This window comes from Donghicola mangrovi, assembly GCF_013377535.1.
Taxonomy (GTDB): Bacteria; Pseudomonadota; Alphaproteobacteria; order Rhodobacterales; family Rhodobacteraceae; genus Donghicola; species Donghicola mangrovi.
Window position 1 is genome coordinate 71,803 of record NZ_JABCJE010000012.1, and the last position, 25,094, is coordinate 96,896.

The 25,094-nt window shown below is 57.7% G+C and carries 21 protein-coding genes; 8 read left to right on the forward strand and 13 right to left on the reverse strand.

The annotated features are described in order from the left end of the window. The 3 genes from HJ536_RS17825 to HJ536_RS21175 form a co-directional block, all read right to left on the reverse strand. The gene (locus HJ536_RS17825; RefSeq protein WP_177158772.1) at nucleotides 1–1,254 is read right to left on the reverse strand and encodes a right-handed parallel beta-helix repeat-containing protein; all 1,254 of its coding nucleotides are present in this window, start codon (nucleotides 1,252–1,254) and stop codon (nucleotides 1–3) included. After that, nucleotides 1,251–3,110, reverse strand: coding sequence for an acyltransferase family protein (locus tag HJ536_RS17830; RefSeq protein WP_177158773.1), 1,860 nt, complete (start codon nucleotides 3,108–3,110; stop codon nucleotides 1,251–1,253). Before HJ536_RS17830 ends, HJ536_RS17825 begins: the two co-directional genes overlap by 4 nt. 117 nt (nucleotides 3,111–3,227) lie before the next feature. After that, nucleotides 3,228–3,809 (reverse strand): acyltransferase, encoded by a 582-nt coding sequence (locus HJ536_RS21175; protein ID WP_276529523.1) that lies wholly within the window; start codon nucleotides 3,807–3,809, stop codon nucleotides 3,228–3,230. 183 nt (nucleotides 3,810–3,992) lie between these two features. On the opposite strand from HJ536_RS21175, the gene HJ536_RS17840 reads away from it, so the two are divergent. Continuing rightward, on the forward strand, nucleotides 3,993–5,012 hold the full coding sequence (locus tag HJ536_RS17840) for an esterase-like activity of phytase family protein (protein WP_177158774.1): 1,020 nt from the start codon (nucleotides 3,993–3,995) through the stop codon (nucleotides 5,010–5,012). A gap of 3 nt (nucleotides 5,013–5,015) precedes the next feature. Here the strand turns inward: HJ536_RS17840 and HJ536_RS17845 are convergent, their stop codons facing one another. Beyond that, a complete protein-coding gene (locus HJ536_RS17845) occupies nucleotides 5,016–5,276 on the reverse strand; it encodes a spike base protein, RCAP_Rcc01079 family (RefSeq protein WP_177158775.1) in 261 nt (86 codons plus the stop codon). A 176-nt stretch (nucleotides 5,277–5,452) separates the two neighbouring features. Between HJ536_RS17845 and HJ536_RS17850 the strand changes: the two genes are divergently transcribed. Continuing rightward, entirely contained in the window at nucleotides 5,453–6,667 is a 1,215-nt protein-coding gene (locus HJ536_RS17850; protein ID WP_177158776.1) for a glycosyltransferase family 4 protein, read from the forward strand. Here HJ536_RS17850 and HJ536_RS17855 read toward each other — a convergent pair. Beyond that, nucleotides 6,660–7,607, reverse strand: a complete 948-nt coding sequence (locus tag HJ536_RS17855; protein WP_177158777.1) for a glycosyltransferase family A protein — start codon at nucleotides 7,605–7,607, stop codon at nucleotides 6,660–6,662. The two genes, HJ536_RS17850 and HJ536_RS17855, sit on opposite strands and share 8 nt — an antisense overlap. Nucleotides 7,608–7,702: 95 nt before the next feature. Here HJ536_RS17855 and HJ536_RS17860 point away from each other — a divergent pair, with 95 nt between their 5' ends. The 5 genes from HJ536_RS17860 to HJ536_RS17880 all read left to right on the forward strand — a co-directional run bounded on the left by HJ536_RS17860 (nucleotide 7,703) and on the right by HJ536_RS17880 (nucleotide 14,143). Beyond that, nucleotides 7,703–9,502 carry an ATP-binding cassette domain-containing protein gene (locus HJ536_RS17860; RefSeq protein WP_177158778.1) on the forward strand — a complete coding sequence of 600 codons (1,800 nt, stop codon included), beginning with the start codon at nucleotides 7,703–7,705 and terminating at the stop codon, nucleotides 9,500–9,502. Nucleotides 9,503–9,634: 132 nt separating this feature from the next. Next, nucleotides 9,635–10,921 (forward strand): right-handed parallel beta-helix repeat-containing protein, encoded by a 1,287-nt coding sequence (locus HJ536_RS17865; protein ID WP_177158779.1) that lies wholly within the window; start codon nucleotides 9,635–9,637, stop codon nucleotides 10,919–10,921. Between the two features lie 200 nt (nucleotides 10,922–11,121). Continuing rightward, nucleotides 11,122–12,408 carry a glycosyltransferase gene (locus HJ536_RS17870; RefSeq protein WP_338082457.1) on the forward strand — a complete coding sequence of 429 codons (1,287 nt, stop codon included), beginning with the start codon at nucleotides 11,122–11,124 and terminating at the stop codon, nucleotides 12,406–12,408. Then, nucleotides 12,405–13,334, forward strand: coding sequence for a glycosyltransferase family 2 protein (locus HJ536_RS17875; protein ID WP_177158780.1), 930 nt, complete (start codon nucleotides 12,405–12,407; stop codon nucleotides 13,332–13,334). The genes HJ536_RS17870 and HJ536_RS17875 overlap by 4 nt, the downstream gene beginning before the upstream one ends. After that, nucleotides 13,331–14,143, forward strand: a complete 813-nt coding sequence (locus HJ536_RS17880) for a sulfotransferase domain-containing protein (protein ID WP_177158781.1) — start codon at nucleotides 13,331–13,333, stop codon at nucleotides 14,141–14,143. Before HJ536_RS17875 ends, HJ536_RS17880 begins: the two co-directional genes overlap by 4 nt. 2 nt (nucleotides 14,144–14,145) lie before the next feature. Here HJ536_RS17880 and HJ536_RS17885 read toward each other — a convergent pair whose 3' ends face one another. From HJ536_RS17885 to HJ536_RS21135, 8 genes are all read right to left on the reverse strand, one after another. Continuing rightward, the gene (locus tag HJ536_RS17885; protein WP_228028789.1) at nucleotides 14,146–15,834 is read right to left on the reverse strand and encodes an ABC transporter ATP-binding protein; all 1,689 of its coding nucleotides are present in this window, start codon (nucleotides 15,832–15,834) and stop codon (nucleotides 14,146–14,148) included. A gap of 206 nt (nucleotides 15,835–16,040) precedes the next feature. Beyond that, nucleotides 16,041–18,020 carry an acyltransferase family protein gene (locus HJ536_RS17890; RefSeq protein ID WP_177158783.1) on the reverse strand — a complete coding sequence of 660 codons (1,980 nt, stop codon included), beginning with the start codon at nucleotides 18,018–18,020 and terminating at the stop codon, nucleotides 16,041–16,043. A 62-nt stretch (nucleotides 18,021–18,082) separates the two neighbouring features. Continuing rightward, nucleotides 18,083–19,537 (reverse strand): sialate O-acetylesterase, encoded by a 1,455-nt coding sequence (locus HJ536_RS17895; RefSeq protein WP_338082458.1) that lies wholly within the window; start codon nucleotides 19,535–19,537, stop codon nucleotides 18,083–18,085. Nucleotides 19,538–19,575: 38 nt separating this feature from the next. Then, nucleotides 19,576–20,448 carry a glycosyltransferase family 2 protein gene (locus tag HJ536_RS17900; protein WP_177158785.1) on the reverse strand — a complete coding sequence of 291 codons (873 nt, stop codon included), beginning with the start codon at nucleotides 20,446–20,448 and terminating at the stop codon, nucleotides 19,576–19,578. Beyond that, the gene (locus HJ536_RS17905; RefSeq protein ID WP_177158786.1) at nucleotides 20,435–21,277 is read right to left on the reverse strand and encodes a CpsD/CapB family tyrosine-protein kinase; all 843 of its coding nucleotides are present in this window, start codon (nucleotides 21,275–21,277) and stop codon (nucleotides 20,435–20,437) included. The genes HJ536_RS17900 and HJ536_RS17905 overlap by 14 nt, the downstream gene beginning before the upstream one ends. A 10-nt stretch (nucleotides 21,278–21,287) precedes the next feature. Then, nucleotides 21,288–22,694: a GumC family protein gene (locus tag HJ536_RS17910; RefSeq protein WP_177158787.1), complete on the reverse strand. Its 1,407-nt coding sequence runs from the start codon at nucleotides 22,692–22,694 to the stop codon at nucleotides 21,288–21,290. 128 nt (nucleotides 22,695–22,822) lie between these two features. Continuing rightward, nucleotides 22,823–23,689: an ExeA family protein gene (locus tag HJ536_RS17915; RefSeq protein ID WP_177158788.1), complete on the reverse strand. Its 867-nt coding sequence runs from the start codon at nucleotides 23,687–23,689 to the stop codon at nucleotides 22,823–22,825. A gap of 546 nt (nucleotides 23,690–24,235) precedes the next feature. After that, entirely contained in the window at nucleotides 24,236–24,361 is a 126-nt protein-coding gene (locus tag HJ536_RS21135) for a hypothetical protein (RefSeq protein WP_265575607.1), read from the reverse strand. On the opposite strand from HJ536_RS21135, the gene HJ536_RS17920 reads away from it, so the two are divergent. Next, nucleotides 24,360–25,064: a sugar transferase gene (locus HJ536_RS17920; RefSeq protein WP_228028790.1), complete on the forward strand. Its 705-nt coding sequence runs from the start codon at nucleotides 24,360–24,362 to the stop codon at nucleotides 25,062–25,064. The genes HJ536_RS21135 and HJ536_RS17920 overlap by 2 nt on opposite strands. The last annotated feature ends 30 nt before the right edge of the window (nucleotides 25,065–25,094 follow it).

Consider the following 25,094-nt stretch of genomic DNA (forward strand, 5'->3'; position numbering starts at 1 on the left):
TCAGCGCCCCCAATGAAATGCAGACATCGGCGCACCCAAACCGTCACGATCCAACCCGCCACCCGCAAGCGGCCTGAAGTTCTCAGGTTCGTACGGAGCCGTTACGAAAGGGTTAACAAACACCCGAGAATAGAAACCCGCCGCCAGCGGCTCCAGATCCTGCACCAGCGCATTCCCTGATTGACGCCACCCCCGCTGACTTTTGGGGACGCGCGAGGCGATATTGTCTGTGATCGCCACGTTGCGCGAAGCCTCGGCCACCTGAATGCCGGGCATCATGGCAAACTCGCCCCGCTGATCAGGATCGGACCGGCGCGGCACGCGGATCAATGTGTTCTGGCGGATGGTCAGACCATCGACTTCGCCCACTGTGATGCCATGGAAGTGGTTATTCATGATCAGATTTTCTTCGATGACGACGTCGCGATAAAACATCGATGGACCGCCATGTTGGGCATCCACGGCTTCGTTCCGCATGAAAATCCCTTGGGTATGATCCCCGCGACCAACGGTCAGAAAGTTTCGCCGGATCGTCACGTCAGTGCTAGGATAGTCGGCGTTCATCGACCAGAACTGGATCATGTCCGCGTGATCGTCCGAAGCGAAGCTGCGGTGGAAATCACGGATCACATTCGCCTCGACCAAAAGACCGGTAACCTTAACAAAGTTCATGCCGTCGGACCGCAGATCATGCAGGTCATTCCGGCGGATAACCGTGTCCGTCGCCTCTCCGACAACGAGGCCGCGATAGAAATTTCTGATCTCGCTGTTTTCCAAGGTTAGGCGGGTGACATTGCGCAGGCTCAGACCCAAGCCAGCGGGAAATCCGTTGTCTTCGGGGGAAAAACCGCGCGCTGTGTCGCCATCGAACACAACTTGGTTAAAACGGACATCCTTTGAGTCATTAACCTGAAACGGGCGGATTTGGCCGGGATCATCCTTGGGGCGGTAGGTGTAGTCGAATATCAGCCCTTGAAAGGTCAGGTTCTGCGCACCGGTCAGCTTCAAACCCGTGATCACCGCCGGTTTGGACGGATCAGCCGATTTAAGCGTGACGGTCTGCGCGAAACTCGGCGGCACTGGACCGCCAGTGAACAGATCCAGTTCACCATAACTGCCGGGGGAGAGGCTGATCACCTCACCACCTTTGGCAGCGGTCAGAGCCGATAACAGCTGCTCTCGACCCGTGACCTGGATTTCGCCCGCCCAAAGGCCAACGGGCCACAGCAGCAACGCGAAAAGCAACCGCATCATTGGAATTGGCGGGCGATTTGCCCCGCAACAAAGGCCGCCCCCTCGCGAGTATAATGGTTACTGTCGAAGAGCAGCGGCACCCCTTGGACACGGTCGCGGCAATCCCCCATGGGGCAGGCCACGTCCAGCAAATCCACATATGTGCCACCCGCCCGCTGGACCAAATCGCGCAACGCCTTGTCCCGCTGCCACAAGCCACTTTGCAGGTGAGCGGCCTGACTTCGGGCTGAATCCGCGCCGACCAAAGCGGCCCGCGCCAGAATTTTCGGCAAAGTCGCGGTATAGGTCACCGTCTCACCAAGGACATAGACGTGCTGCACGCCGCTCTGACGAAGCTCGGCAATTCCTCCGGACAGAGCGGGCAGCTCGGCATCCCGCCAGACTCCGCTCAGGATCACGGCCTCGGGTCGGTGGGCGGGCACCCAATCATGGTAAATAAAATCGCTCAATTGGCCGCAAAAACTGCTCGGGTTATCGGGCAAAGGCCGACAATTGGTCGAAGACGCCTGCAAGATATTCAGATCAGGCCGCGCCTGCGACAATGCCCGCCAGATGTGCGCGGCATGACTGTCGCCGAACAGTAGAACAGAGGGACGTTCATCCTGCTTCAGGCAAGTCACCTGATCATAGGCCTCGAAGCCCCCACTATGGGGGTCAAGATGGCATCTGTCATACCGCCAATCGGCCTTGAAATCCGGCGCGTCGAAATAGCCGCCATAGGTGTCGAGCCGCGCCACTTCGGTCGGGTAGGTCCGCAGGGCGCTCGGCATATGCGATAGGCCCCAACCGAGGCCAATGCCTGCCAGAACGGCAACAAGCGCAGGCCACAGAATGCGCCCATCGGTCAGCCCCGCAGGCAGATTGCGGAAGGGGCGTTCGATAAATCGGGTCGATAGGGCCCCAAACAGGATTGCCGCAGCCCCGAGGCCCGCAGTCTCGGGCACAGTCAGATCTGTGTCAGTCCGCATCTTCCAAAATACGATTAACGGCCAGTGCCACAGATATACCGAATAGGAAATCTGCCCGATCCACACCGGCGCCGTCTTGGACAGCAACCGACCGATTCCCCCCTGCCCACCGGCGGCGATCAATAGCGCGGCGCCGGCCACAGGCAACAGAGCGGCGGCCCCAGGGAAGGGAAGCGTTTCGTTCAAACCGAAAATACCCGCAACCAGCAGCGCGAAACCGGCCATCCCCGCGCCCTCAGCCCATCGAGGGGCGAGTCGCAAGGGCATCGCCGCCAACAAGGCGCCGGCCCCAAGCTCCCAAAATCGCGTCGGGAGAAGGTAGAAACTGGCCCTTGGCATCGGCCCCACAGCGAAAACGGACAGTGCAAAACTGATCGCAACGGTCGCGGCCAGCATCGGCACAACACATTGACGCGTATAGCGAAAGCAGAGCCACATAAGCAGCGGCAACAGGATATAGAACTGCTCCTCCACCCCGAGGGACCACGTATGCAGCAGCGGGTTTTCCTTGGCGTCCGGATGGAAGTAATCAAGCGTTGACCAATAATAGATGTTCGCCCCGAACAGCATCGTCGCCACGATCGAGCGCCCAAGCTCGGCCATTTCAGACGGCAACAGGATACGGGAACCGACCGCGACCGTCGCCAGCAGCACAAAGCACAGCGCGGGCAGAATGCGCAGCGCCCGTTTGCGATAGAAATGCAGCAGGCTGAACTGCCCTGCCTGCATATCGCGCAGCAAAATGCCCGTGATCAGATAGCCCGAGATGACAAAGAAAATATCGACGCCCGCAAACCCACCGGGCACCAGAGGCACCCCCAAGTGGAAGAGCAGCACCGACAGAACGGCTATGGCCCGCAGCCCGTCGATATCAGCGCGATAGGTCATTCACGCAAACACCCAAACAAACACCAATCAACCAAGATCAGAATGATAAAAATATGAATAATCCGTGACTTAGCGTAGCATATTTCCCCTCACCTGTCTCAACCGAGTTGAGAAAATTCAGGTTTTTTGCAACTCGCGCTGACTGATGACCTTGGCCGGCACGCCTGCGGCGATCGTCATGGGCGGGATGTCGCTAGTCACCACGGAGCCTGCACCGATGATCGCACCGTCGCCGATGGTGACCCCGGGCATCACCATAGCCCGCGCCCCGAGCCAGACGTCATTTCCAATGATTACGTCGCTTTCGTCCATCGCCTGATCGGTCACGGGCTGACCGTCGTTGAAGCGATAATTGGCGGCCGTGACCAGCACGCCGGGCCCCATCAACACATGATCACCCATCACGATCCGGCCGCGCGCAGGACCGGCCCATATAACACAGTCAGCCCCCACGTGCAGGCCGCGCCCCGCACTGATCCGCTCCGGGTAGGAAAAGGCGGCGGTCGGGCTGATCTGTGCGCCCACCCCCAGTGTCAGCCGCCGACGCGGCACCACATGGGTATGGTTATAGTGGTTAACGATCCTCACCAGATGGAGCCAAGCCCGCGGATCAAGTGCCCCCCCGATCAGCCTTAGAAACCGTCGCCCTTTGGAGGGGCGATCCTTGTGCGCGGGGGGCGTAAAATCAGAAGACGTCAAAACGGGTTCACCACAAAACGGAAACAATGAATCGCCTCGACCCTAACCTAATTCCACCGGAACCGAGACATTTTTCCACCGCTCACGGCAGCTTGAGGACATGTCAGGCAGTTTTGCTTGACCCCGTTGAGAAAAGGCCCTTTGAGTGGCCCTGATTTTGATTGACCCATCGGGACCGTTTTGTTGACCCGCCGCAAGCTTCTCTTCGCCATTGTCATTGGTCTGATCCCGCTCGCCTCTTGCGCGGCGCCGCGTATCATAGAAGGGGGTATTGTCCCCTATCCCAGCGTCGGCAGAACGGAATTGCAGCCCGCTGGCCGCATCTGGATTTCGATCAGCGATCCGATCACCGGCGGGCAATCGGGTATTGCCGCGATTGATCACGGGGCCGGTTTCTGGATGGTCAGCGACAGGGGCACTCTGACCAAAGCGACCGCGAAACGCGACCCCGATGGCACGCTGACCGGGATGGAATTGGTTCGGACCTACGATCTGCGCCAACGGGGCGAGGATACGTACATCACGCAGATGAGGAATGACGCCGAGGATCTGGCTTGGGGAGCCAAAGGCCAGCTCTACGTGTCCTTCGAAGGGTACGCACAGGTCGCTGAACTGATGGGCGATGGTATGGCTCGGCAAAACCTGATCGACGAAGACATCTTTGTCCGCGCCAGAGGGAACAAGCTGTTCGAGGCGCTCGCGCCACTGCCCGACGGCAGCCTGCTGGCGATCACCGAAGACCGGCCGGATCAGGATGTATTGGAACTGTTTGAAATTAGCGGCAGCCTAGCACCGGACGAAACATCAATCCCCGTTGTCAGGATTTGGCCCAGACACCTTCGACCTGACGGCTTCGTTATGCTGACCAGCGGCGGCTGGGTGCCCGTGGACCCCGGCTGGGATATTTCCGGCGCGGACAGCGCCGATGATGGCAGCGTCTGGATACTGGAGCGCTCTATCGGGTTCTTGGGTTTTTCCAGCCGGATCAGGCGCTTTCCGCTAGGCGAGAATGGCCTGCCCGACTGGCAAGCAGGGCAGGTCATGCTGGAAACCCGCCCCGGCGATCTGGGGAATATGGAGGGGCTGACCCTCTGGCGTCCCGAAGGTGGTGGCCCTCAGCATCTGACGCTGGTGTCCGACAACGACAACTCGAGCTTTCGCACGACGCTGGTCGCCGAATACATCTGGCCCGACGCGCGTTAACCTTTACCACATGGCAAGGATACTGCCCGCCGCAGTGCCGGTCGCCCAAATGCGCGCCGCGCGGACGGGCAGCAGAGTACCGGCGGGCACGGCGGCAAAGGTCGCCTCTTGCCCCTCGGCCATGGTTACGTGCAAATCCCCCGCCGTGCCGACGTAAAGCGCACGCGGAAGCACAGGCAAATCTGACGTATCATCGGGGGTCACGACCTGCGCCGAACGGATCGGAGAGGTCAGGCTGTCACTGTAATCTTTGAAAGGGTCCATTGGGTCTTGCGCCTTGATTGTTTGCAATTGCGCAACATTTCTGATCAACCATCGTTCACAGCAGGTTTTTTCACCGTACGGTGGTAAAACATCGTTAATTTTTAAGTGCTGTACATTTTCCTAAGTCTGCGGGGCCTTTGACCCCGCGCCCATTTGTTTACCGAGTTTTTGCGTCCATGACTGCGCCTACCCAGACATTTGTCCCCTTCTCCCGCCGTGTTCTGATTGTTGTCGAAAACCTGCCCGTTCCGCTGGACCGCCGCGTCTGGCTCGAGGCGACGGCCCTGAAATCCGCTGGTTATCAGGTGTCGGTGATTTGCCCGACCGGCCGCGGATGGGACAAACCCTATGAGGTGATCGAGGGCGTCCACATCTATCGCTACCCCGCACCGCCCGAGGCCCATAGCGGCGCCAAGGCCTATGCCGTCGAATACTCGCTGGCCTTATGGCACATGTTCCGGCTGGCGCGGTTGATCTGGCGCGAGCGCGGGTTCGACGTGATCCACGGCTGCAATCCGCCCGATCTGGTCTGGCTGCTGGCGCTGGCCTACCGTCCGCGCGGGGTCCGGTACCTGTTCGATCACCACGACGTCTGCCCCGAGCTTTTCGAGGCGAAATTCGGCAAGAAAGGCCTGCTGCACAAGGTCATGCTGGCATGGGAGCGGATCACCTTTGCCTGCGCGCGCACCTCGATCGCGACGAATGAAAGCTTCCGCCAGATCGCCATCAAGCGCGGCAAGATGAAGCCGCAAGACGTGTTCGTTGTCCGCTCTGCGCCCAAAGTCGAAAAGTTCGAAATCCGCCCCGCCGATCCGACCCTGCGCAAAGGGTTCGGCACCGTCCTTGGCTATGTCGGCGTCATTGGCCAGCAAGAAGGCATGGACCTGCTGATCGAGGCGGTCGATCACTTGGTTAACCGCTCGGGCCGCCCCGATGTGCACGCGATCATCGTCGGCTTTGGCCCCGAGCTGGAAACCATCCAGAACGAAGTCCGCTTCCGGCGCCTGGATGAGCATTTTACCTTTACCGGCGCCCTTTACGGCGACGATCTGCTGAACGCCCTGAACAGCTGCGATATCGGCGTCGCGCCGGACCCGAAGAACGCGATGAACGATATCTCGACGATGAACAAAGTCATGGAGTACATGACGCTGGAAAAACCCGTTGTGCAGTTCGATCTGACCGAAGGGCGCGTGTCGGCGGGGACGGCCTCTCGCTATGCTACCCCAAACGACCCCGAGGATTTCGCCGCGCAGATCGCTTGGTTAATGGACCACCCCGATCTGGCCCGTGATATGGGGAAACGCGGGCGGGAACGTGTGTTCGCCGCCCTGTCGTGGGATCATTCGGTGCCGCACCTGCTGGCGGCCTATGACCGTGTGTTCAGCTAAATCGCGTGGACCGGCCCCGCGCCCAACCATGCAGACCGGGCATCCGGCTCAGCATCAGGTGGGCCCAAAGGCGCGGGTTGCGCGGGGTGATACAGCGGGCGGCCTCAAAGTAGCGACGCGCCAGCGCCGGCCGGCCGATCCGCATCAGATAGCTGCCCGCCGCCGCATAGTGCCCTGCCATCTCGGGGCCTTTGTGGCCCGCACGGCGCAATTTGCCAGTGATGTAGGAATAGCTCAGCACGGAATAGCGCGGATTGTGGCTGATGTGGTCGTTCCCATGGCTGGCCCGCGGCACATAGCTGAAGACATAGAGCGGCTGGGGAATGAACCCGAATTTACCTTGCTGCGTCAGACGCAGGGTAAAATCCCAATCCACATTGTTGCGCAGTCGTTCATCGAACGGACCCGCCGCAAGAACCGCCGATTTTTTCAGCAGCATGGTCGGCATATCGATGAAATTTCCGCGCAACGTCTCGGGGAACAGATCCCCGCTCAGGATGCGGCGATGGGGCGGCGGCAAGACGCGGGCGGCTGCCATGCTGCGCATCTGCTCGGTCGTATCGGTGTGAGCGATGGCCGCCGCATAAACACCAATATAGTCGTCGGGCAGGCTGCAGAACAGGCGCATCTCCTGCTCGAATCTGTCATGAAGGCTGACATCATCGCTGTCCATAAAGGCCAACAATTCATGGCTGGCCGATTGCACGCCTGTGTTGCGCGCCGCAGCCGCGCCACCGTTCCGATCGCGCCGCACAAGACGCACGCGGGGATCGTTCAAGGCTGCAACAGCGCCTTCGATATCGTCGGTCGAACAGTCGTCAACCACCAATATTTCAAGGTTAGGATAGGTCTGACGGCAGATACTGCCCACCGATCGCGACAGGGTCGCCGCACGGTTGTAGACGGGGATGATAACACTGATAAAATCACCGTACTGCAAAGGATTGCCTCGCGGTAAAACTATTTAAAACAAAACTATTCAAACTGGATCGCATGAAGCGATCATTAGTCAAAATTACTGTGAAAGAGTTTACGGTGCTACTGGTTTATCGGCAAATCTGGGGAATTCTGACGGGGAAAGAGCGCAGGCAGTTTCTGGCTCTGCTGGTCATCACCTTCTGCATGGCCCTATTCGAGGTCGCGGGCGTGGCGTTAATCATGCCACTGCTGTCACTGATCAACGATCCGTCTGTGGCGCAAACGGACCCGCTGCTGCGGGCTTTCGGGCAGGTGACAGGGATCGAGGATGCGCATCGGTTAACCATGGTTTTCGGGTTAACGGTTCTAGTGCTTTTGCTATCGGGGATGGTTGTTCGGGGGGCCGGAACCTATGGGCAGACGCGGTTCTGCATCATGCGCGCCTACAGCCTTTCCCTACGAATTCTCGAGCGTATCCTATCCCAGCCCTATGTCTGGTTCCTGTCGCGCAACACCGCGGAATTCGGCCAATCCCTGCTGTCCGAGATTGATCAGGTGGTGCGCCGGACGTTCCTGCCCGCCGTTCTATTGGTGTCGAATGTGACGGTTGTGGCGCTGATCGCATTAACCCTGTTTCTGGCCGACCCGAGGGTCGCCATCGGGGCCTCGATCGGGCTGGTTCTGATCTATCTGGGGGTCTATGCCCTGCTCCGTGGCAAGCTGGACGAGATGGGAAAACTGCGCGTTCAGCATAACCGAGACCGCTTCGTGACAGTCAGTGAGATCACAAAAAGCATCAAAGAAATCAAACTGATGGGGCTGGAGGATTTCAGCGTCACGCGGTTCGACCGGCCCTCCTTGGGGGTTGCAACGACCCAGAGTTTTGCCGCCGTTCTTACCCGCCTGCCCCGCTACGCGATCGAGGGGGCGATCTATGGCGGTTTTGTCCTGATGATCCTGATGATGGTGATGTTTTCAGGCCGCGATCTGGCGCAAATGGTGCCACTATTCGGCCTGATCGGCGTGGCGAGCATGAAGCTGTTTCCCGCCCTGCAACAAATCTACGGGAATCTCGCCCACATCCGGTTTTCACAGGCCGCCTTCGATAATCTGTGTGAAACGGCGCATTCGCTGGAACTGCGCCAACGGTTCGACAACGGCAAGGCGCTGCCATTAACGGATCGGATCACGCTCGAGGGCCTGTACTTTGCCTATCCGGGCGCGGATCGTGCAGCGTTAACCGGTCTGAGCGCCGAGATACCCGCGGGCAGTTCCGTGGGCTTTGTCGGCGGCACGGGCGCTGGAAAAACCACATTGATCGACATTCTACTGGGCTTGCTGGCGCCGGACAGAGGCGCGGTTTTGGTGGATGGCGTTAAGGTTAATGATGAGACGATCAGCAGCTGGCAGCGCAGTATCGGCTATGTGCCGCAGCAGATTTTCCTGACCGACGCCTCGATCGCAGAGAACATCGCCTTTGGCGTGGCACCCGAAATAATCGACATGGATCGCGTGCAGCAGGTGGCCAAAGTCGCGCAGCTCCATGATTTCGTGGTAAACGAGCTGCCCGAGGGGTATCAGACCCCCTCCGGAGAGCGGGGCACGCGTCTGTCCGGTGGGCAGCGGCAACGGATCGGCATCGCGCGCGCTCTTTACCAAGATCCCGCCGTGCTGGTGTTGGACGAGGCAACCTCGGCGCTGGATAACCTGACCGAACGCGCGGTGATCGACGGGATCAGCGCCTTGGGCGACAAAACCGTGATCATGATCGCGCACCGCCTGAATACCCTGCGCGATTGCGACTGCATCATGATGCTCGAACACGGCCAAATCGCCGCCAAGGGCACCTATGCCGAGTTGATGGCTCATAACGCCGCCTTCCGCCACATGGCCGGAGAAGAGAACAAAGCCAACTAAACCCGCCTAAAAACTGCGGCTAAACCGCAGGGCTTTTCGCCTCGATGCCCTAGGCCCGCCACATTTCCGGCCCCCTTGCCCCGCCAGATCAATAGGTCTGCGTGGGGCAGGCATTCACGGGTGGGACCGGACATGACAGACATTTACGTCTCCTCTGCCGAGGAGCTGTACTCGGCGTTGGCGGCTGCCAGCGCGGGGCAACATATTTTGCTGGAGGCCGGCGAATACGACGATATCGCACTCTGGTACGGGCTTGGGATCGAACTGGACCTCAATGGAGTCACGCTGGCCTCTGCCAACCCCGACACCCCCGCCGTTATCCATAATTTCGAGGCCAAAGGCGTCAGCAACCTAACCATCGAGAATGTGGTTTTCGACTATGACGCGGTGGCGGGTCAAACACCCTTTAAGCGGCCCTTCGAGTTTTCGGACTGCGTAAATATCACGTTGGACGGGATCACTTTTGATGGCGATCTGGCTCAGGATGTCAGTGTCGAGGCTGACGGGTACGCCACGGGGATCGGCCTGTCGGTGCGCGGCTGCACCGATTTCACGCTGACAGATAGTGTGTTTGAAACCTTTATGATCGGGGCCAGTTTCGGGAACAGCGTTGATGTGACGATCCTGAATAATGACCTAAGCGGAATGCGGGTCGATGGCCTGACGTTTACCAAGATGCAGGAAGTCCTGATCGCCGGAAACACGATCCACGACTTTGCCCGGAACCTGTCGGCCGGAGATCATTCGGACATGATCCAGTTCTGGACCAACGGCAACACCGAGGCCATGAGCAACATCAGCATCATCGGAAACACGCTGGACATGGGCAGCGGCGACCACACCCAAGGCATCTTTTTCGGCAATGAGGCATTGGATCAGGGCTATGGGACCGAGATGTTCTACCAATCCCTGATGATAGCCGGAAATTCGCTGATCAACGGGCACTTAAACGGCATTTATGTGGGGGGCGCGAACGATCTGAGCATCCTCGGGAACACGCTGGTGAACCCTGACCCGCTGGCAGAAACCACCGATTTGCCGCGCATTCGCGTGGATCAGGCGTCGACCGATGTCACAATCTCGGGGAACTTCGTGTCTGATATCTGGGGCTACAAAGACCAGTCGGATTGGCTGTTAGCCGGAAACCTAACCGCTCCGTTAACCGTTGGCGAAACCGCTGAATTCGTAAGCTCGGACGCTACTGTTTGCCGCCGTTTCGCCCCCGGCGAGTTGGGCGATAGCTTTGATTTCACTCAGGCGCGCCCTGCCCCGTCTACAGACACCTCTGCATACGGCGCAAGCGGCGATGGCATGTGTGCTACCGGCGAAAGCGGATCTCTCGAAAAACCTCCGACAGAGTTAACAGATATCATCGGAACAGAGCTTAATCTTTTCGGTCCCGCCCCCGAATACATGTAACTGCGTTAACCTTTTCTCAAACACTCACGCGCCAGAATTGCAGGAGTTTGCACCAAGCCTGACGATTGATCACAGAAACAGGGATTATGCTGAATTCACCCGCCGAATTTCTTGTCATCCTCAAAACTCGCGGATAACGTGTGTTCAATATTGAAATCCCGATGTTTGTTTTCTGTTATTTTTAGTTAAGGGATGTTTTCGTGGTGTTGCAGCAAACCGATGAGAGGCGTCTCAAGGTATTGGTGATTGCGCCGTCTTTGGACGGCAATGATTTGAGCGAACCGGAATGGGCCTATCGCTGGGTTGAGGCCCTGTCGCGGCGCGCCGATGTGACCGTTCTGGCCTCCAGCCGGATTGGCGCGGAACCTTTGGAAAAGCAGCTGCCCCTCGCGCGGGTGGTGACGTGGCCCGAAATCCGCTGGCTCTACCAAAAATTCGAGCGGTTTAACGCGATGGCCAAGCCGGGTCTGCCCCTGTTCGTTGCGCAATGCCGCAAATGGATCCGAGACGCGCTGGCGCGGGGCGAAACCTTTGACGTTGGGCACCAGATCCTGCCACAAGGGATGCGCCACGTTTCGGCCTTGGCCAGCTTTGACATACCCTATGTGATCGGGCCCCTCGGTGGCGGACTGAAGACCCCGCCAGCTTTTGAGGCCGAAGTTAACGCGAACCGTGGCCTTGCCGCCCGCCTTCGGGATTTCGACGATTTTCGCCTGCGTCACGATCAGGCCTTGCGACGGACCTATCAGAAGGCTTCTCTGGTTCTCGGGGTCGCCCCCTATGTCGAGGAGCGCCTCGCCGGCCTCGATCTGCAACGGTTTCATGCGCTGCCCGAACGCGGCTACGGTGATTTCGCGCTCGAGCGGGATCGGCAGAATGCCGTCGGTCAGTTAACCCTGTTTCATGCGGGTCGCGTGATCCGGACCAAGGCCCTACGCGATACTATCCGCGCCCTGTCACACCTGCGTGATCTGCCCGGCATCCGCCTGATTTCCGCTGGTGATGGCGAAGACCTGCCCCTCTGCAAGGCAGAGGCAAAGGCGCTCGGCGTCGCGGATCGCATCAAATTTCTGGGCCGCATCCCCCGGGGCGCTGTCGAACAGCACTACGAGGCTGCCGACGTGTTCTGTTTTCCCAGTTTCCGAGAGCCCATGGGCGGCGTCTTTTTCGAGGCAATGGCCCACGGTCTGCCCATCGTGGCTGCGGCCAATGGCGGGCCGGATTTCCTGATTAACAACAGTTGCGGGATCAAGGTGCCGGTTACCAACCCGGATGATTTTGCCCGCGGCATCGCGGACGCCGTTCGGACGCTGGCGATGGACCCCAGCTTGCGCGCACGGCTTGGCGCTGGGGCGCGGGCGCGGCTGAAGTCCTTTGGTAGTTGGGACGACAAAGCCGACCTGATGTTAACCTTCTATCAACAGATCATGGCGCAAACTGATGCCATGCCCACAAGCGCCACAAAACAGGAAAGGGCCGCACAATGAGCAGACCTGACCTGTCGATCGTCATCATCGAATGGAACACCGTCGATCTTCTGCGCGACTGCCTGCGGTCGGTCTTTGACAACTGTGACGGCATCTCGATCGAGGTGATCGTGGTGGACAACGCATCAGTTGATGGCTCGCCCGAGATGGTCGAGGCGGAATTTCCCACCGTCATCCAAATCAGGAACACCGATAATCGCGGCTTCGCCGCTGCGAACAATCAGGGGTTCGAAATCTGCACCGGCCGCCACATTCTTCTTTTGAATTCTGACACCTATGTGCTCAAAGACGTGCTGGCCCGCACGGTCGTATACTTGGATGAAAATCCCAAAGTCGGTGCGATGGGATGCAGGGTGCTGAACCCCGATATGACCATGCAGCGAACCTGTTCCATGTGGCCGCGCCTGCTGGACTTGGCGTTCATGTCGTCGGGTCTCTGGAAGCTGCCGCGCCCCGAATTTCTGGGCCGATACCAGATGACCCATTGGCAACGTGACACCGAGCGCGAAGTCGAGGTGATCTCTGGCTGCTACCTTGCGCTCCGCCGCGAGGTTCTGGAGCAGGTCGGCCCCTTGGATGAGGATTTCTTTTTCTTCGGAGAAGAGACCGATTGGTGTCGCCGTATCGCCAATGCTGGCTGGCAGCTTCGTTTCGCGCCTGTCGGAGAGATCGTCCATTATGGCAGCGCGTCTGCACGCAAGCTTAATCATAAGCGCGATTTGATGCTGACGGATGCCACCATTCGCCTTCACCGCAAACACAGTGGCCCACTCGCTGCGGCGGGGGCATGGGCCATCCTGTTCGGCTTTAACCTATCTCGTGCTGCCTTCTGGAGCCTGCGGTCAGCCATCCGCGATCAGCGCGCTCTGGACCGGGCAAAGCATTTTCGGAATGTCGTCAGTGGAATGGTAAAAATCCAAGTATGAACCACCCAAGAATACACGTGGTCGGGTCGTCTCCTCGTTCGGGAACGACCCTGCTGTTTGAGCTGCTAACATCATGCTTCGAAATCGAAAAATTCGGTGATCACGAAGTCAGCCTGTTCCATGCACCCCGCGAAGTGGCCGGACCGTATGCGTCAAAAAAACCGACAGATTTGGTGCATGCCACGCGGGTGATCCGCTGGGACAAAGCCCTGCACGTCATCTACATGCAGCGGGACCCTCGTGACATCGTTGTGTCCGAACACGGCAGCCGGCGAGGGGAATATTGGTGCGATTTCAATGTTTGGCAGCACAATCAGCGCCTTGTCCCCAAAATTTCCGACAACGCCCGTTTTTATGAATGCCGCTACGAAAATCTGGTGCGCGATCCGGATGCAGAGCAAGCCCGCATTGCCGCAGCCTTTCCGTTTTTACGAATGAAGCATCGGTTTTCCGAGTTCGAGCAAGTTTCAAAAACATCTGATCAGGCAAATTTGGCGCTGAAAGGGGTTCGTGCGATCTCCTCGGCGAGTGTAGGTACCTGGCGCAAAGATCTACCACGCGTCGCAGCCCAGTTGATTGCCCATCCCGAAATGGCCGAGGCAGTCGTTTCGGCTGGCTATGCAAGTGACACCCGTTGGACTGACAGTACTCAAGGTATCACGCCAGATCACCGTGAAAGTGTTCGTGCCCTGCACAACGTCCTCAGAGGGAAGGGACCCGCAGCATTGGCCGCTGCCAGAATTCTGCGCCGGAGCCGGTCTTTCCGCGATGAGTTCCTCTATGCTCTTGGATACCGCCGGGCAATTTAGCCCTATCCATTTACCAAGCGTTTGAAGCGATCGCTCGACTGCAAGAGTTCTGCATAGCTACCGCGGGCAACGATCTGGCCGCGGTCTAGCAGGATGATTTGGTCGCAGTTTTTAACTGTTTCCAAGCGGTGCGCGATCATAATGATGGTCCTCTGACCGGCAAGCTGATCGATTGCCTCCATCACAGCGGCCTCGGTTCGATTATCAAGGGCTGATGTGGCCTCATCAAAAATCAGAACATCCGGATTGCGATAGAGCGCGCGAGCGATCCCTATCCGTTGCCGCTGACCGCCGGACAGCCTGACGCCCCCCTCACCCACTGAGGTCAAATAGCCATCAGCCAGTTCGTTCTCGACAAAGTCATGCAGTCGAGCCGCTTTAGCCGCGCGTTTCACGGCGTCGAGGTCGATATCAGCCTCAGAAACACCAAACGCGATGTTCGCTGCGATACTGTCATCGCTCAGAAAAATCTGCTGCGGGACATAACCAATAGATTTTTGCCATCGCCGGGCGATCAACGCCTGCCCATCCAAAGTCGACGCGCCCGCTGACGCTGGTAACAGACCCATTAGCAAATCTATCAGCGTGCTTTTGCCAGCCCCGGTTCCGCCAACGATTCCCAGGGTCGACATTGCAGGAATACTGAGATTGATGTTGGAGATGGCAGGCGCATCAGCCCTTGGAAACTGGAAGCTGACATCTTTCAATTCAATGACATGGTTAAAGCCCTGCTTGTCGGACTCATGAATGGTCGAGACCGATCCTGTAGTGGAAGTATTGGCGGCAAGCGTGCTTAACGCGTTGCTGGAAAAGCGCATCAGGCTGATGTCTGCAAAAATCTGCTGAAGCGCTGGGAAAAGCTTCAGGCTCGCCATGCCGAGCAGACCGAACAACGGCATAAGTTGTGCCGTTCCGCCGCCCGAAGCGAAGCTAATGAGGATAAGCGAAACGAACCCGCCATAGATCACCGCTTCCAAAGCAAATTTGGGCATTTGCCCAAGAACAATGGCACGCGAGTGCGCCTCGGCCATACCCTTGGCAGATGGGCGAAACCCAGAGATCGCAACATCTTCCTGACCAGCTGCTTTGATTTCTTTGATGCCACCGCCTATCTCGGCGATTTTCTGAAACCGCGCTTCGTTGTGAAGGACACGTTCGCTTCCTGCGCGTTGCAGAGGTTTGCGCAGGACCAAGAGGGCAATCCCATAAACCAGCACAAGCATCATCGTCGCCCCAAGTGCGACCGCAGGCTGAGCCAGGAACAGAAACCCAATAATCAAGAGTGCAACCGTCACATTGGTTAACAACATGATCGACGGCAAGACGGCCTGCTGAACTACAAGGTCCACCTCGGACAGCAAGGTTTGACTGAGTGCAGAGGTATTCCGTTGCAGATGCCAAGGATATGGCTTGGACAGATAATCTGCGAGAATCCGGCGCGAGATCGAACGCCCGCGCATCATCGCGAAGCGTGTTTGAAGGTAGCTTCCGATGGCGCGGAACACCATGCCTACGATCAGAACGCACAGTACCAACACACCGAAAATCAAGGTGAATTGTGTCGGTTCCGTTATGCTAAGACGTTTTGCGACCTGCGCGTACACTTCGTTTGTCGAGAAAAGAGTGGGGTCTCCGACAAGCTTGAGAAAGGGGAAAATCGCGGCAACTCCGGTCATCTCGAGAAGAGCCATAAATATGGACACTCCCACCAAGCCAATGAATGAAAACCGTTCGGGCCGATCAAGCAGAGCCCAGATATGCCTGTAATTTTGCAGCATACACCTGAAAACCAGCGCCCTGAAAACACGGGAGCTCTTTTTAAAAATCAGAAACAATATGGGAAGTTTACCTAGAAAATCTGGCTTGGTCCAAACAATACTTCGGCCAAGGGAGGAAATCACGGGTACGTTTGCGCTGACTGCATCGCGAGTTTGACGCTGTCATCCACGAGCGGAAGCATCTCTCGAAGAAGCACTGGCAGGACATGATCACGCGCGGCGAGCACGCTTAGGTGATCATCGTCGGCATAGAGCAGGCCACCGGTTTGGCCGCTCACCCTGATGCTGTTAATACTCTGGGAAAGTTCGATAAATTCTGCGCCAAATCTTTGGGCCAACTCGCGCAAATTCCTCTCCGCTTCTTTGACCCGCTCCAGTGAACCGGACGATGGGGGGCGATTGGTTAACGTAAATCCCAGACGTTCGCGCGCAAGGAACGCTCTTGGAACATCGAGGCCAATCTCGGGGACTGGCCCCAAGATCACAACGCGCTTGTGCATCATTTGAAGCTGCGACAGCGTTGACGCGAGGCTGGCGAGCACGTCAGCCTCTCCAACTCCGGCATTAGAGAATTTCTGCGGTCCGCCCGCTTCTTCCTTGCTTCGCGTGCCGGTCAGAACCAGAGGCCACCGAGCGTGCATGACTACGGTTTCAGGCGCATTGCTCTGCCTTAACCATTTGATAACCGAACTGTTGTTAGCCGCGCAGCCGAATCCCGAAGGTCGATCACTGCGATCAATCCCAAGGATCGGCGGACATCCTGCTTTGGCAGCCGCTTCGATCCGCATTCCGGCTTGCTGACCCCAGTCGTCCATCGCGGGTAACAGGGCGCCAGCATGGGAGTCGCCCCAAAAGAACACCCTCTGACCGGTCGATCCGCCGATCAGGCAGGGACCAACCTTTATCGGTCGATCCATGCAGGCGTCGTGTACCTTACCGGGTAGTACAGCTGTTTGATAGGTTTCGAGCACTTGTTGGTTAATTCGCTGCGGGACGCCGTGCTCCCGAGTGATCACGACCGAAAGGCAGGCGATCCCTATGCACCAAGGCGCGATAGTCGCGACGTTAACGGGCCAGAGCTCTTCTCTGCGCATCGGCTCTTCGATCAGGCGCTGAGTCAGATAAGCCAAGAAAAATGAGAGCAAAATCGAGGCGATACCCAGTTCGATCGGCAGTTTGAAATAGCCCGAAGTCAGACGAAATGCCACCTGAACCGGCCAGTGCCAGAGGTATAGGCTGTAGGACGACAGCCCGATGGCAACCGGAATTGAACTGCCAAGGAGACCCGAAACTCGGTTAACCTGACGCCCTCCGAGTATCACACATGTTGCACCCAGAACAGGCACCAACGCCGCGACGCCTGGCGTTCTGGTCTCGGCCGAAAAGGCAAGGACTGCGTAGGCGATCAAGGTGATCCCAGCCAAAGTGGAAAAAGCCCCCGTAAAGGCGCTGACCCTGGGCCACGGAATGGCAGCGACTAAGACACCGAAACCAAACTCCCAAATGCGGGGCGGCATCAGGTAAAAGCCTGCCGTTGGGTGCATTTGCGTAAACCACTGGCTACCCCAGAAGGCCAGAGCGGTCCCCAGTGCGACAATCAGCCAGATGATCTTTGGACTGAAGCGGTACAGCAAGGCCAAGAAACAGGGGAAAATCAGGTAAAATTGCTCCTCGACCGATAGTGACCAAGTATGGAGCATAGGCGTGATTTCGGCTGCCGCGCCGAAATAGTCACCAGTGTTCTGCCACATCCAGACGTTTGACCCGAGCGCCAGAACAGCCAGCACCGACCGACCGAATTGCTCAAAGTCGGTTGGGGTCATGATGACCCAGCCCATCAAAAGCGACGCATTTATTACGGTAAAGAGAGCCGGCAACAGTCGCTTTGCACGGCGTGAATAGAATGAGAAGAGCGAAAACCGCCCCTCTCGCAGTTCGGACATGAGGATTGTCGAAATTAGATAGCCGGATATGACGAAAAATACGTCAACACCGACAAATCCGCCCTCGAACCCCGGTATTCCAGCGTGTCCAAGGACCACAGGCATGACCGCCAAGGCTCGAAGTCCATCGATGTCAGCACGGTACGGGGTCGTCATTGCGATGTCTCCGGAACTGGTTTTCCAGATCCGGAGAGTGCCGAAGCAAGGTTAATAATGCCCTAAGCGGTAAACTGGACACCGATCACACCACAGCCGTGCGAGGGCGTTCTATCTGGCGTCAGTGTGATGCTCTCAGCGGTCCCGACTTCGCGCGTAGAAAAGGAGGTCGCAAAAACATTTCCGCTGCCCTCGACCAACACTGTACCCTCGCCAGAGAACGGCAATTCACCAACGGTATCGACAGCGTAAACCATGAACGCCATCCCTTCCGCCCCGCCTGTTAACGTTAATGCCCCCGTCCCCACAGAGGTCTGAACATCAGCGAGCGTGATATTCCGGATTCGCCAGATCGAAATCGCGCCCCCTAACGGCTGCTTCTGCCAGGTACAAGCCACCGGCAAAAGGGGGCTCAAGGGATCGACGGTCAAAGTAACCGTCGATGCGGATAGCGCCAGTCGCGTGGTAACCACGGTCACAGAACGGCTCAGGATCGTCGCGCTTTGCCCCGCAATCCACACGGCGTCAGGATAGGCATTTCCACTGGACCGATGAGCGGCGGTTAGCATCAGCAGGGTATCACCTGCTCTCACGTCATAGGCGGCGATGTCGAAATTGTTCCAGTCAGGGATGCCCGCAGACTGCCAGATGAGCGCGACATCGGGTTGCGAAACCTCCTCTGAAAGCGCCCCGAGGGCCGCGTAATCCAACTGGCCGAGCACCTCTTGCGAGTTGCGATCAAAGTGAAGGCCATCCCCTATATCGGTTAAACCATCATAGGTTTCCGGAGCCAAATCCCGACCGAGGGCCACGGATGGCGCCACCGACGGCAGTTCTCGGATCTGAGCGCGGACCCGAGCAAAATCAGTACCTGATGTTGAGGCAAAATTGCCCGGCTCCCCCCAAACAAAGGGAATTTCCGCAGAGTATCGATCTCGGATACGCGCGATCAGTTCCAGAGCATTCCATTGATAGCAGGCGTTTTTCTGGCCCGCATCGCGCTCACCGTTCTGCATCAGGCCTGCTACGATTTCGGCATCAGGTGCTTGCTCGAGCAAACTGTCCAGCAATCGAACCATTTCGTTAAACAACACGCCAGAGCCGTCGGCATACCATTCGTCTTTGAAACCGGTCCCCCCACGTGCCGCGGGCAGCACGATTAGCTCCCTATCCGGATGGGCCCCACACCAGTGGGTCGCGAAAACCCGTACCGCATGCCCTGGACCTTCATCGTAGTCTGCGGTCGCGCCCGGAACCGAGGGCACCCAATTAAGGTTCTTGGTCGGCGGCACCAGAGTTTCCGTCGCGGGATCGAAAATACTTACCTTCGCTGGCCAAAGCGCAGTGGCATCCGCGCCAGAGCGGTCAACCATATTTGACTGTCCCATCGCCAACAAAATAGCGGGCCGACTGCCTCTGTGAGCAGACCGGACCGCTGAAACACTCGACCCCACTGAAATCATCATCGCCGCACCTCCGCTATGCCCGAAACGGGCTGGAACATCCGGCAGGAACATTGCGGTCTAGGGTTAACTCAGTGGAAAGACACCGTTCGCTAAACGCTTAATCCAACGACTTGACGCAACATCCAAGCCGACCGCAATCCGCGCAGCCGGAGCAGGGTTAACGCTGTTGATCGTTTTTCCGCGCCCGTTAACTTTGAGGATTGGAACACGCGCCGCAGATGCACCAGTCCCGACAGTGCCACCATCACGGCCCGCGCCACCCAAAGACCCGAGGCAAAGCGTCTTTGCCGATGCGCAGCCCATGCTTCTCGGGTGAGGCGGACCCATTTTTTACGCAAGGCTGACCAATCCGATCGTGAAGGATGCGCCACCCTCAATTCCGGCGCAAAGATGATGTCGGCGCCTGTGCGAACGGCGCGCTGACACCATTCCTTGTCTTCGGGAACACCGTCAATGAATGGGCCTGCGCGATAGAAAATATGTCGCCGTGTCAACATGTTGGCAGTCACCGCAAAGCCCAGTTCCTGCACATAGGACCGGCAATCAAAGGCGAAAACAGTCTCGAACCCTTGGGCACCGTTGCGGGGTGGGCCGCTCTCGTCAAAGACCGTGACGTCACCTCCGATAATATCCGCCTTGTCACAAACGGCTCGGGCCTGTGCGAACCAGTCATCGGCGGGTACACAATCGGCGTCCAGAAACCATAGCCGCGGCGCACTGGTTTCCGACACACCTCGGTTGCGGGCGTTTGCTGCACCCTTGCGCGTTTCAACCACGACCCGCAGGCCCGGAAAATCGCTCATGTCACCCAAAGGTGGCTGTGACCCGTTATCAACCACGATCACCTCGACATCCGATGGAACGCCCCCACGCCATAGCGCCGACAAGCACCGATCCAGCCGCGTATGATCGTTAAAATGCGGGATGATCACGGCTGCGAAGGGGACCTCAGTAGTAGTCATGATAAGAGCCGGTGTATTCGTCGGAATAGTTGCACTTGTTCAGAACAATACCGGCGACATTGGTTAACTCGGCGACCTGTCGCTCGAGAATGTCGATCTGTTTCACCGGCGTCTTTTCCGCCTCGATCACGATCAGGGCGGCATCTACCCAGCGCAAAAATCCATGTGCATCGTCGGCGACCATCATCGGGGGCATGTCAAAGAGGATCAGATCGGTCGAGTATTTCTCCTCGATCTGCTTGATGAAATCTTCGGTCCGCTGGCTTTGCAAGAGTTCCGCAGGTTGGTGAACCGGCAGGTCATTCATGGCAAACGCCATGTTCATCCCCAGCCGGCGAACGTGACGCTCGAACGGGATCTCGCCCCGCAGAACCTGCCCCATGTTGTTTTGTAAATGCTGCCCGAGCAGACGCCCCATCGACGGGCGCCGCAGGTCAAAGTCGATGGCCATCGCGTGGATGTCCTTTTGCCGCGCAAAGGACAGCGCGAGGTTGGCCACCGTGGTCGATTTCCCCGCATCGGCGTTCGCCGATAGGATCGCCACCCGCTTCCATTTATGTTGGCGCACCAACCGCAGTAATTTCGTCCGCAGTAGGTCAAATGGCGCCGCATCCGCCCCGCCCTTGTAAGCGAACAGACGGTGAAGCTGCCAAACGTCGGTGTTTACCTCCATCTCGGGCAAACTCTGCCAAACTTCGTCGATCGCAGCCGTGCGCCGACGGCGGGTCTGGCCAAAATTCCCTCGGGGTTTACGCAGACGCGCGGGTTCTCCGACCACGGTTTCCCGTTGGGCGCGGGCCTTTTGCAGTGCTGCCTGAAGTCGTTCCATCCTAGCCTCCTCAGCCGCGCAGATGAAGTTTGTCCATGACCCGCTCGGCGATCAGGTCGAGGGGCAGGTAATAAAGATGAAGCGCATAAATGCTGGCAGGGATCACGGTGATGACCACCAGAACCACCGTCGCAAAGGACAGCCGCCGGATCATTTTCTGCCGCCGCGTCCGCAAATAAGGAATCGTCGCAATCGGGGTGATCCCCAGACGTTTCACCAGATCTGCGGGGCGCCGCACCGTGCGGTTCAGCATCTCGAGACCTGCGATCAGCGCCAGGCCCACCAGAATGCCAAAGCCCGTGCCGCCACCCGCAATCAGCGAACGGTTCGGCTTGGTCGGAGAGGACGGCGCGGTCGGCTGTTCGACCACAGTAATCCGCTGCCCACGCGACAAAGCCTCGATCCGTTCGCCGGTCGAGGCGCGCGCCAAGCGGTCCACCGCCTGATTATACTGCTCCTGCACGTTTTGATGATCCCGCTCCAGCGCCTCAAGCGCGATGGCGTTTGCTGGGGTCAAATCGATGCTCTGGGTCAGGATTTGCATCTGCGCTTCCAGCTGGGTTTTCTGTTCGGTCAGATAGGCCAGGCGGGTGTCGATCTCTTCCATCTGCAGCTTGAACATCGCCCGCGCGGGGTCGGTTTCGGTGACCCCATCCTGTTGGCGCAGCGCGGTGCTAACGGATTTCTGCGCCTGTGCCACCTGAGAGCGCAGCGCCAGGACCCGTGGGTGGTTCTCGGAATAGATGGACAGGACGCTGTTAAGCTCGTTCTCAAGTTCCTGTAGACGCACCTCTTCGGGGGTTTGGGCCGCGCCTGCATCCACCCGTCCGGTCGAATTGAAAATCTGAGTCAACCGCTCGCGCTGATCACCCAGTCCGGTGATCTCGTGTTCGATCTGCAACATCCGGTCCTGCTGGTTCAGCAGCAGCGTGCGCCGATACTCCAGACTTTCGGGCAAAGCATCGGAATGATCGTTCTTGAAGGTCAGGATTTTGGCGCTTTGGGCGCTCAACTCGGCCCCAAGACGATCCACCTCCTGTTCAAAGAACTCCTGCGTCTGGCCAGCGCGGGTCGTGCGATAGGTCGCATCCTCGCGCAGAATCAGGGTCAGGTATTCGTTCAGGACACCGGCCGCTTTCTGAGGATCGGTCGCCTCGAAGCTGATGCTCATCAGCGTGGCTTCCTGCCGGCCGGCGGAAATCCGGATGCTGGTCCGCGCCCGCATCGCGTCCACGATCTGGTCAGGCGACATCTCTGCCACATTTTCCGGCACACCAAGTTTGCGCGAGATGTCCAGCATATTTGCCCGCGTCAGAAGTCGCGTTTCGAATATCTGCAACTGCTCTTGCGGCGATGTCTGGACGGTCGACTCGGCCAAGTCACCGGGAATTTGCGAACTCTCGACCAAAAGCTTCACTTGGCTAACATATGCCGGCGGCAAACTGATCGCAGTGAGAATTGCGAGGGTCGAAATGCCCCCTGCAACCAGCAAAAACCAGGGCAATCGCCTGAGAAAGATCGCAAATGCGTACTTCAGCTCGTGCATCAAGCCTGTTTCTCCTTCTGAGCCCCACCCAAAAGTTGCGCGCCAAAGAACACCCCATCCTCCAGCACGGCATCGACCGTCTCGGCCGACACAAATTCTTCGTCATCCGTCCAAGCATACATCATGGACAGGTCGCATAACTGATTGATCAACCTAGGAATTCCATCAGTACTGTCGAAAATACGGTGAACGGCATCCGCGGTGATCTCTTCGCCATCACCGCCCGCGATCCGCAGCCTGTGGCGGATGTAATCGCGGACGCCCGCCTCGTTCATGGCCCCAAGGTGAAAGCTAGCCGCAACCCGTTGCGCCAACTGACGCAACTGGGGCTGTAACACCAAATCGTGCAGCTCAGGTTGCCCCACCAGGATCAGCTGGAACAGCTCGTCCTTGTTCGAGTTCACGTTGGTTAACATCCGCAGTTCTTCGAGGGATTCCGCAGACAGGTTCTGCGCCTCGTCGATGATCAGGATGATCCGACGCCCCTCGGCGTATTCGTGCACCATAAAGTCCACGAGCGCCTGATAGAGGTCGACATAGTCCGCATGATCCTCTGGCACCTCGATCCCGAAGGCATTCAGCGCCCACCGGATCAGCTCTCCTCGACCGCCGGTGGCGTTGGAAATAAGGCCAACTGTCAGCTCCTCTTCCATGCGGTTCAGCAGCTGACGCAGCAACGTGGTTTTACCCGAACCGATCTCGCCGGTGACCAGCGTGATGGGCGCACGGGAAAGGATGCCGATCTCCAGCACCGAGTAGGCCCTACGATGTTGGGGCGACCAGAACAGAAACTCAGGATCGGGTAACAGGGTAAACGGACGCTGTTTGAGCCCGAAATGGGCGGCGTACATCGCACCGGAAGACATGCATAAAAACCTTTTTGAAAAATCAGTTAACACGGCGACCCTCTAAAATATCCGAGGCAACCGGACCGGCATCACAGGCAACAGAGCCAGAAGTGGAGCAAAGCGGATCATCGACGCGACGCAGACCAACCAAGGCCCACCAAACAACCCAAAGCAGAATGTTTACCTTCGCCCATTCTGAAACCCTACAACCAAATAGAAATCACTCCTTAATATTGTCCAAAACTTACATTTAATGCAACCTAACAAATAAGTATCATTTTCATATTGTACCAATTTGATAAATATTTTTAGCTTCGACCGATTTAAGCGACATCGTTAACGATACATAAACATCTTCTCGGATAGCATACTTCTCCGCTGCACAAAGACTGAAAAGCCAGCCAACAGAAATCGAACTACCTTCCTGTTTTACATGACATTTAACCTGATATCGGCAGGCAACTACGCGCCGATCACTGTTTCCATTTGGTTAAAGGTCTTGAAAAAAATCGAATAAATTTGGAATGTAGTCAGGCAGTAGGTACTGTAATAAATATTTTAATTTCATTTCGCGACCACGTTAACCAAATTTGCACATTTGCCAGCCCCAATCACGCTGGCTTCGTAACGATTTTTTATCGGACGAGCCCCCTCGCTGGTCCCGTTTTTGTTAAAGAGTTCGGTTGTCATGATGCTTTCCGACAGTTTTGCAACGTCTCACCATCAACCGGTGGTTTATCCCGCCGATACTCCGCCAGCGTTCCTTCGGCCCGACCAGACCTATGCGCTCTATTACAAGCGGCTTCTGGATGTCTGGCTTTCGGTGGGCCTGCTTTTACTGGCCTCGCCGTTCCTGCTGCCCATGACCTTGGTGATTACGGCGCTGATCGCGATGGACGGGCACAACCCGATCTACAGTCAGCGACGGATCGGGCGGCACGGGCGGATCTTCCGCATGTTCAAATTCAGAACGATGGTGCCCGAGGCGGACCAAAAGCTGGCCGCCTACCTGAAAAAATGCCCCGAGGCACAAGCCGAGTGGGACAAGCACCAGAAGCTGCGCTACGACCCGCGCATCACGACAGTGGGTCGTTTTCTGCGGAAGACTTCACTGGATGAATTACCCCAGCTTATCAACGTCCTACGCGGGGAAATGAGCCTTGTCGGCCCGCGTCCCATGATGGTCGAGCAAACTGGGATGTACCCCGGCCGCGCCTATTACCTGACCCGCCCCGGCCTGACAGGCATGTGGCAGGTTTCAGACCGCCACGATTCCAGCTTTGCGGAGAGGGCGGGTTACGACGACGCCTATTTGCACAAACTCAGCCTGCGCACGGACATGCGCATCCTCTTGCGGACCGTGGTCGTGGTTCTGCGGGGGACAGGGGTCTAAGGCCCCGTTAACTTTCAGGATCGATTGATT

Excerpts from the sequence above, each read along its gene's own strand:
- HJ536_RS17825 (WP_177158772.1), bottom strand. The coding sequence starts at position 1,254 with ATGATGCGGTTGCTTTTCGCGTTGCTGCTGTGGCCCGTTGGCCTTTGG.
- HJ536_RS17830 (WP_177158773.1), bottom strand. The coding sequence starts at position 3,110 with ATGACCTATCGCGCTGATATCGACGGGCTGCGGGCCATAGCCGTTCTG.
- HJ536_RS17845 (WP_177158775.1), bottom strand. The coding sequence starts at position 5,276 with ATGGACCCTTTCAAAGATTACAGTGACAGCCTGACCTCTCCGATCCGT.
- HJ536_RS17850 (WP_177158776.1), top strand. The coding sequence starts at position 5,453 with ATGACTGCGCCTACCCAGACATTTGTCCCCTTCTCCCGCCGTGTTCTG.
- HJ536_RS17865 (WP_177158779.1), top strand. The coding sequence starts at position 9,635 with ATGACAGACATTTACGTCTCCTCTGCCGAGGAGCTGTACTCGGCGTTG.
- HJ536_RS17875 (WP_177158780.1), top strand. The coding sequence starts at position 12,405 with ATGAGCAGACCTGACCTGTCGATCGTCATCATCGAATGGAACACCGTC.
- HJ536_RS17880 (WP_177158781.1), top strand. The coding sequence starts at position 13,331 with ATGAACCACCCAAGAATACACGTGGTCGGGTCGTCTCCTCGTTCGGGA.
- HJ536_RS17885 (WP_228028789.1), bottom strand. The coding sequence starts at position 15,834 with ATGGCTCTTCTCGAGATGACCGGAGTTGCCGCGATTTTCCCCTTTCTC.
- HJ536_RS17890 (WP_177158783.1), bottom strand. The coding sequence starts at position 18,020 with ATGACGACCCCGTACCGTGCTGACATCGATGGACTTCGAGCCTTGGCG.
- HJ536_RS17895 (WP_338082458.1), bottom strand. The coding sequence starts at position 19,537 with ATGTTCCTGCCGGATGTTCCAGCCCGTTTCGGGCATAGCGGAGGTGCG.
- HJ536_RS17900 (WP_177158785.1), bottom strand. The coding sequence starts at position 20,448 with ATGACTACTACTGAGGTCCCCTTCGCAGCCGTGATCATCCCGCATTTT.
- HJ536_RS17905 (WP_177158786.1), bottom strand. The coding sequence starts at position 21,277 with ATGGAACGACTTCAGGCAGCACTGCAAAAGGCCCGCGCCCAACGGGAA.
- HJ536_RS17915 (WP_177158788.1), bottom strand. The coding sequence starts at position 23,689 with ATGTCTTCCGGTGCGATGTACGCCGCCCATTTCGGGCTCAAACAGCGT.
- HJ536_RS17920 (WP_228028790.1), top strand. The coding sequence starts at position 24,360 with ATGATGCTTTCCGACAGTTTTGCAACGTCTCACCATCAACCGGTGGTT.
- HJ536_RS21135 (WP_265575607.1), bottom strand. The coding sequence starts at position 24,361 with ATGACAACCGAACTCTTTAACAAAAACGGGACCAGCGAGGGGGCTCGT.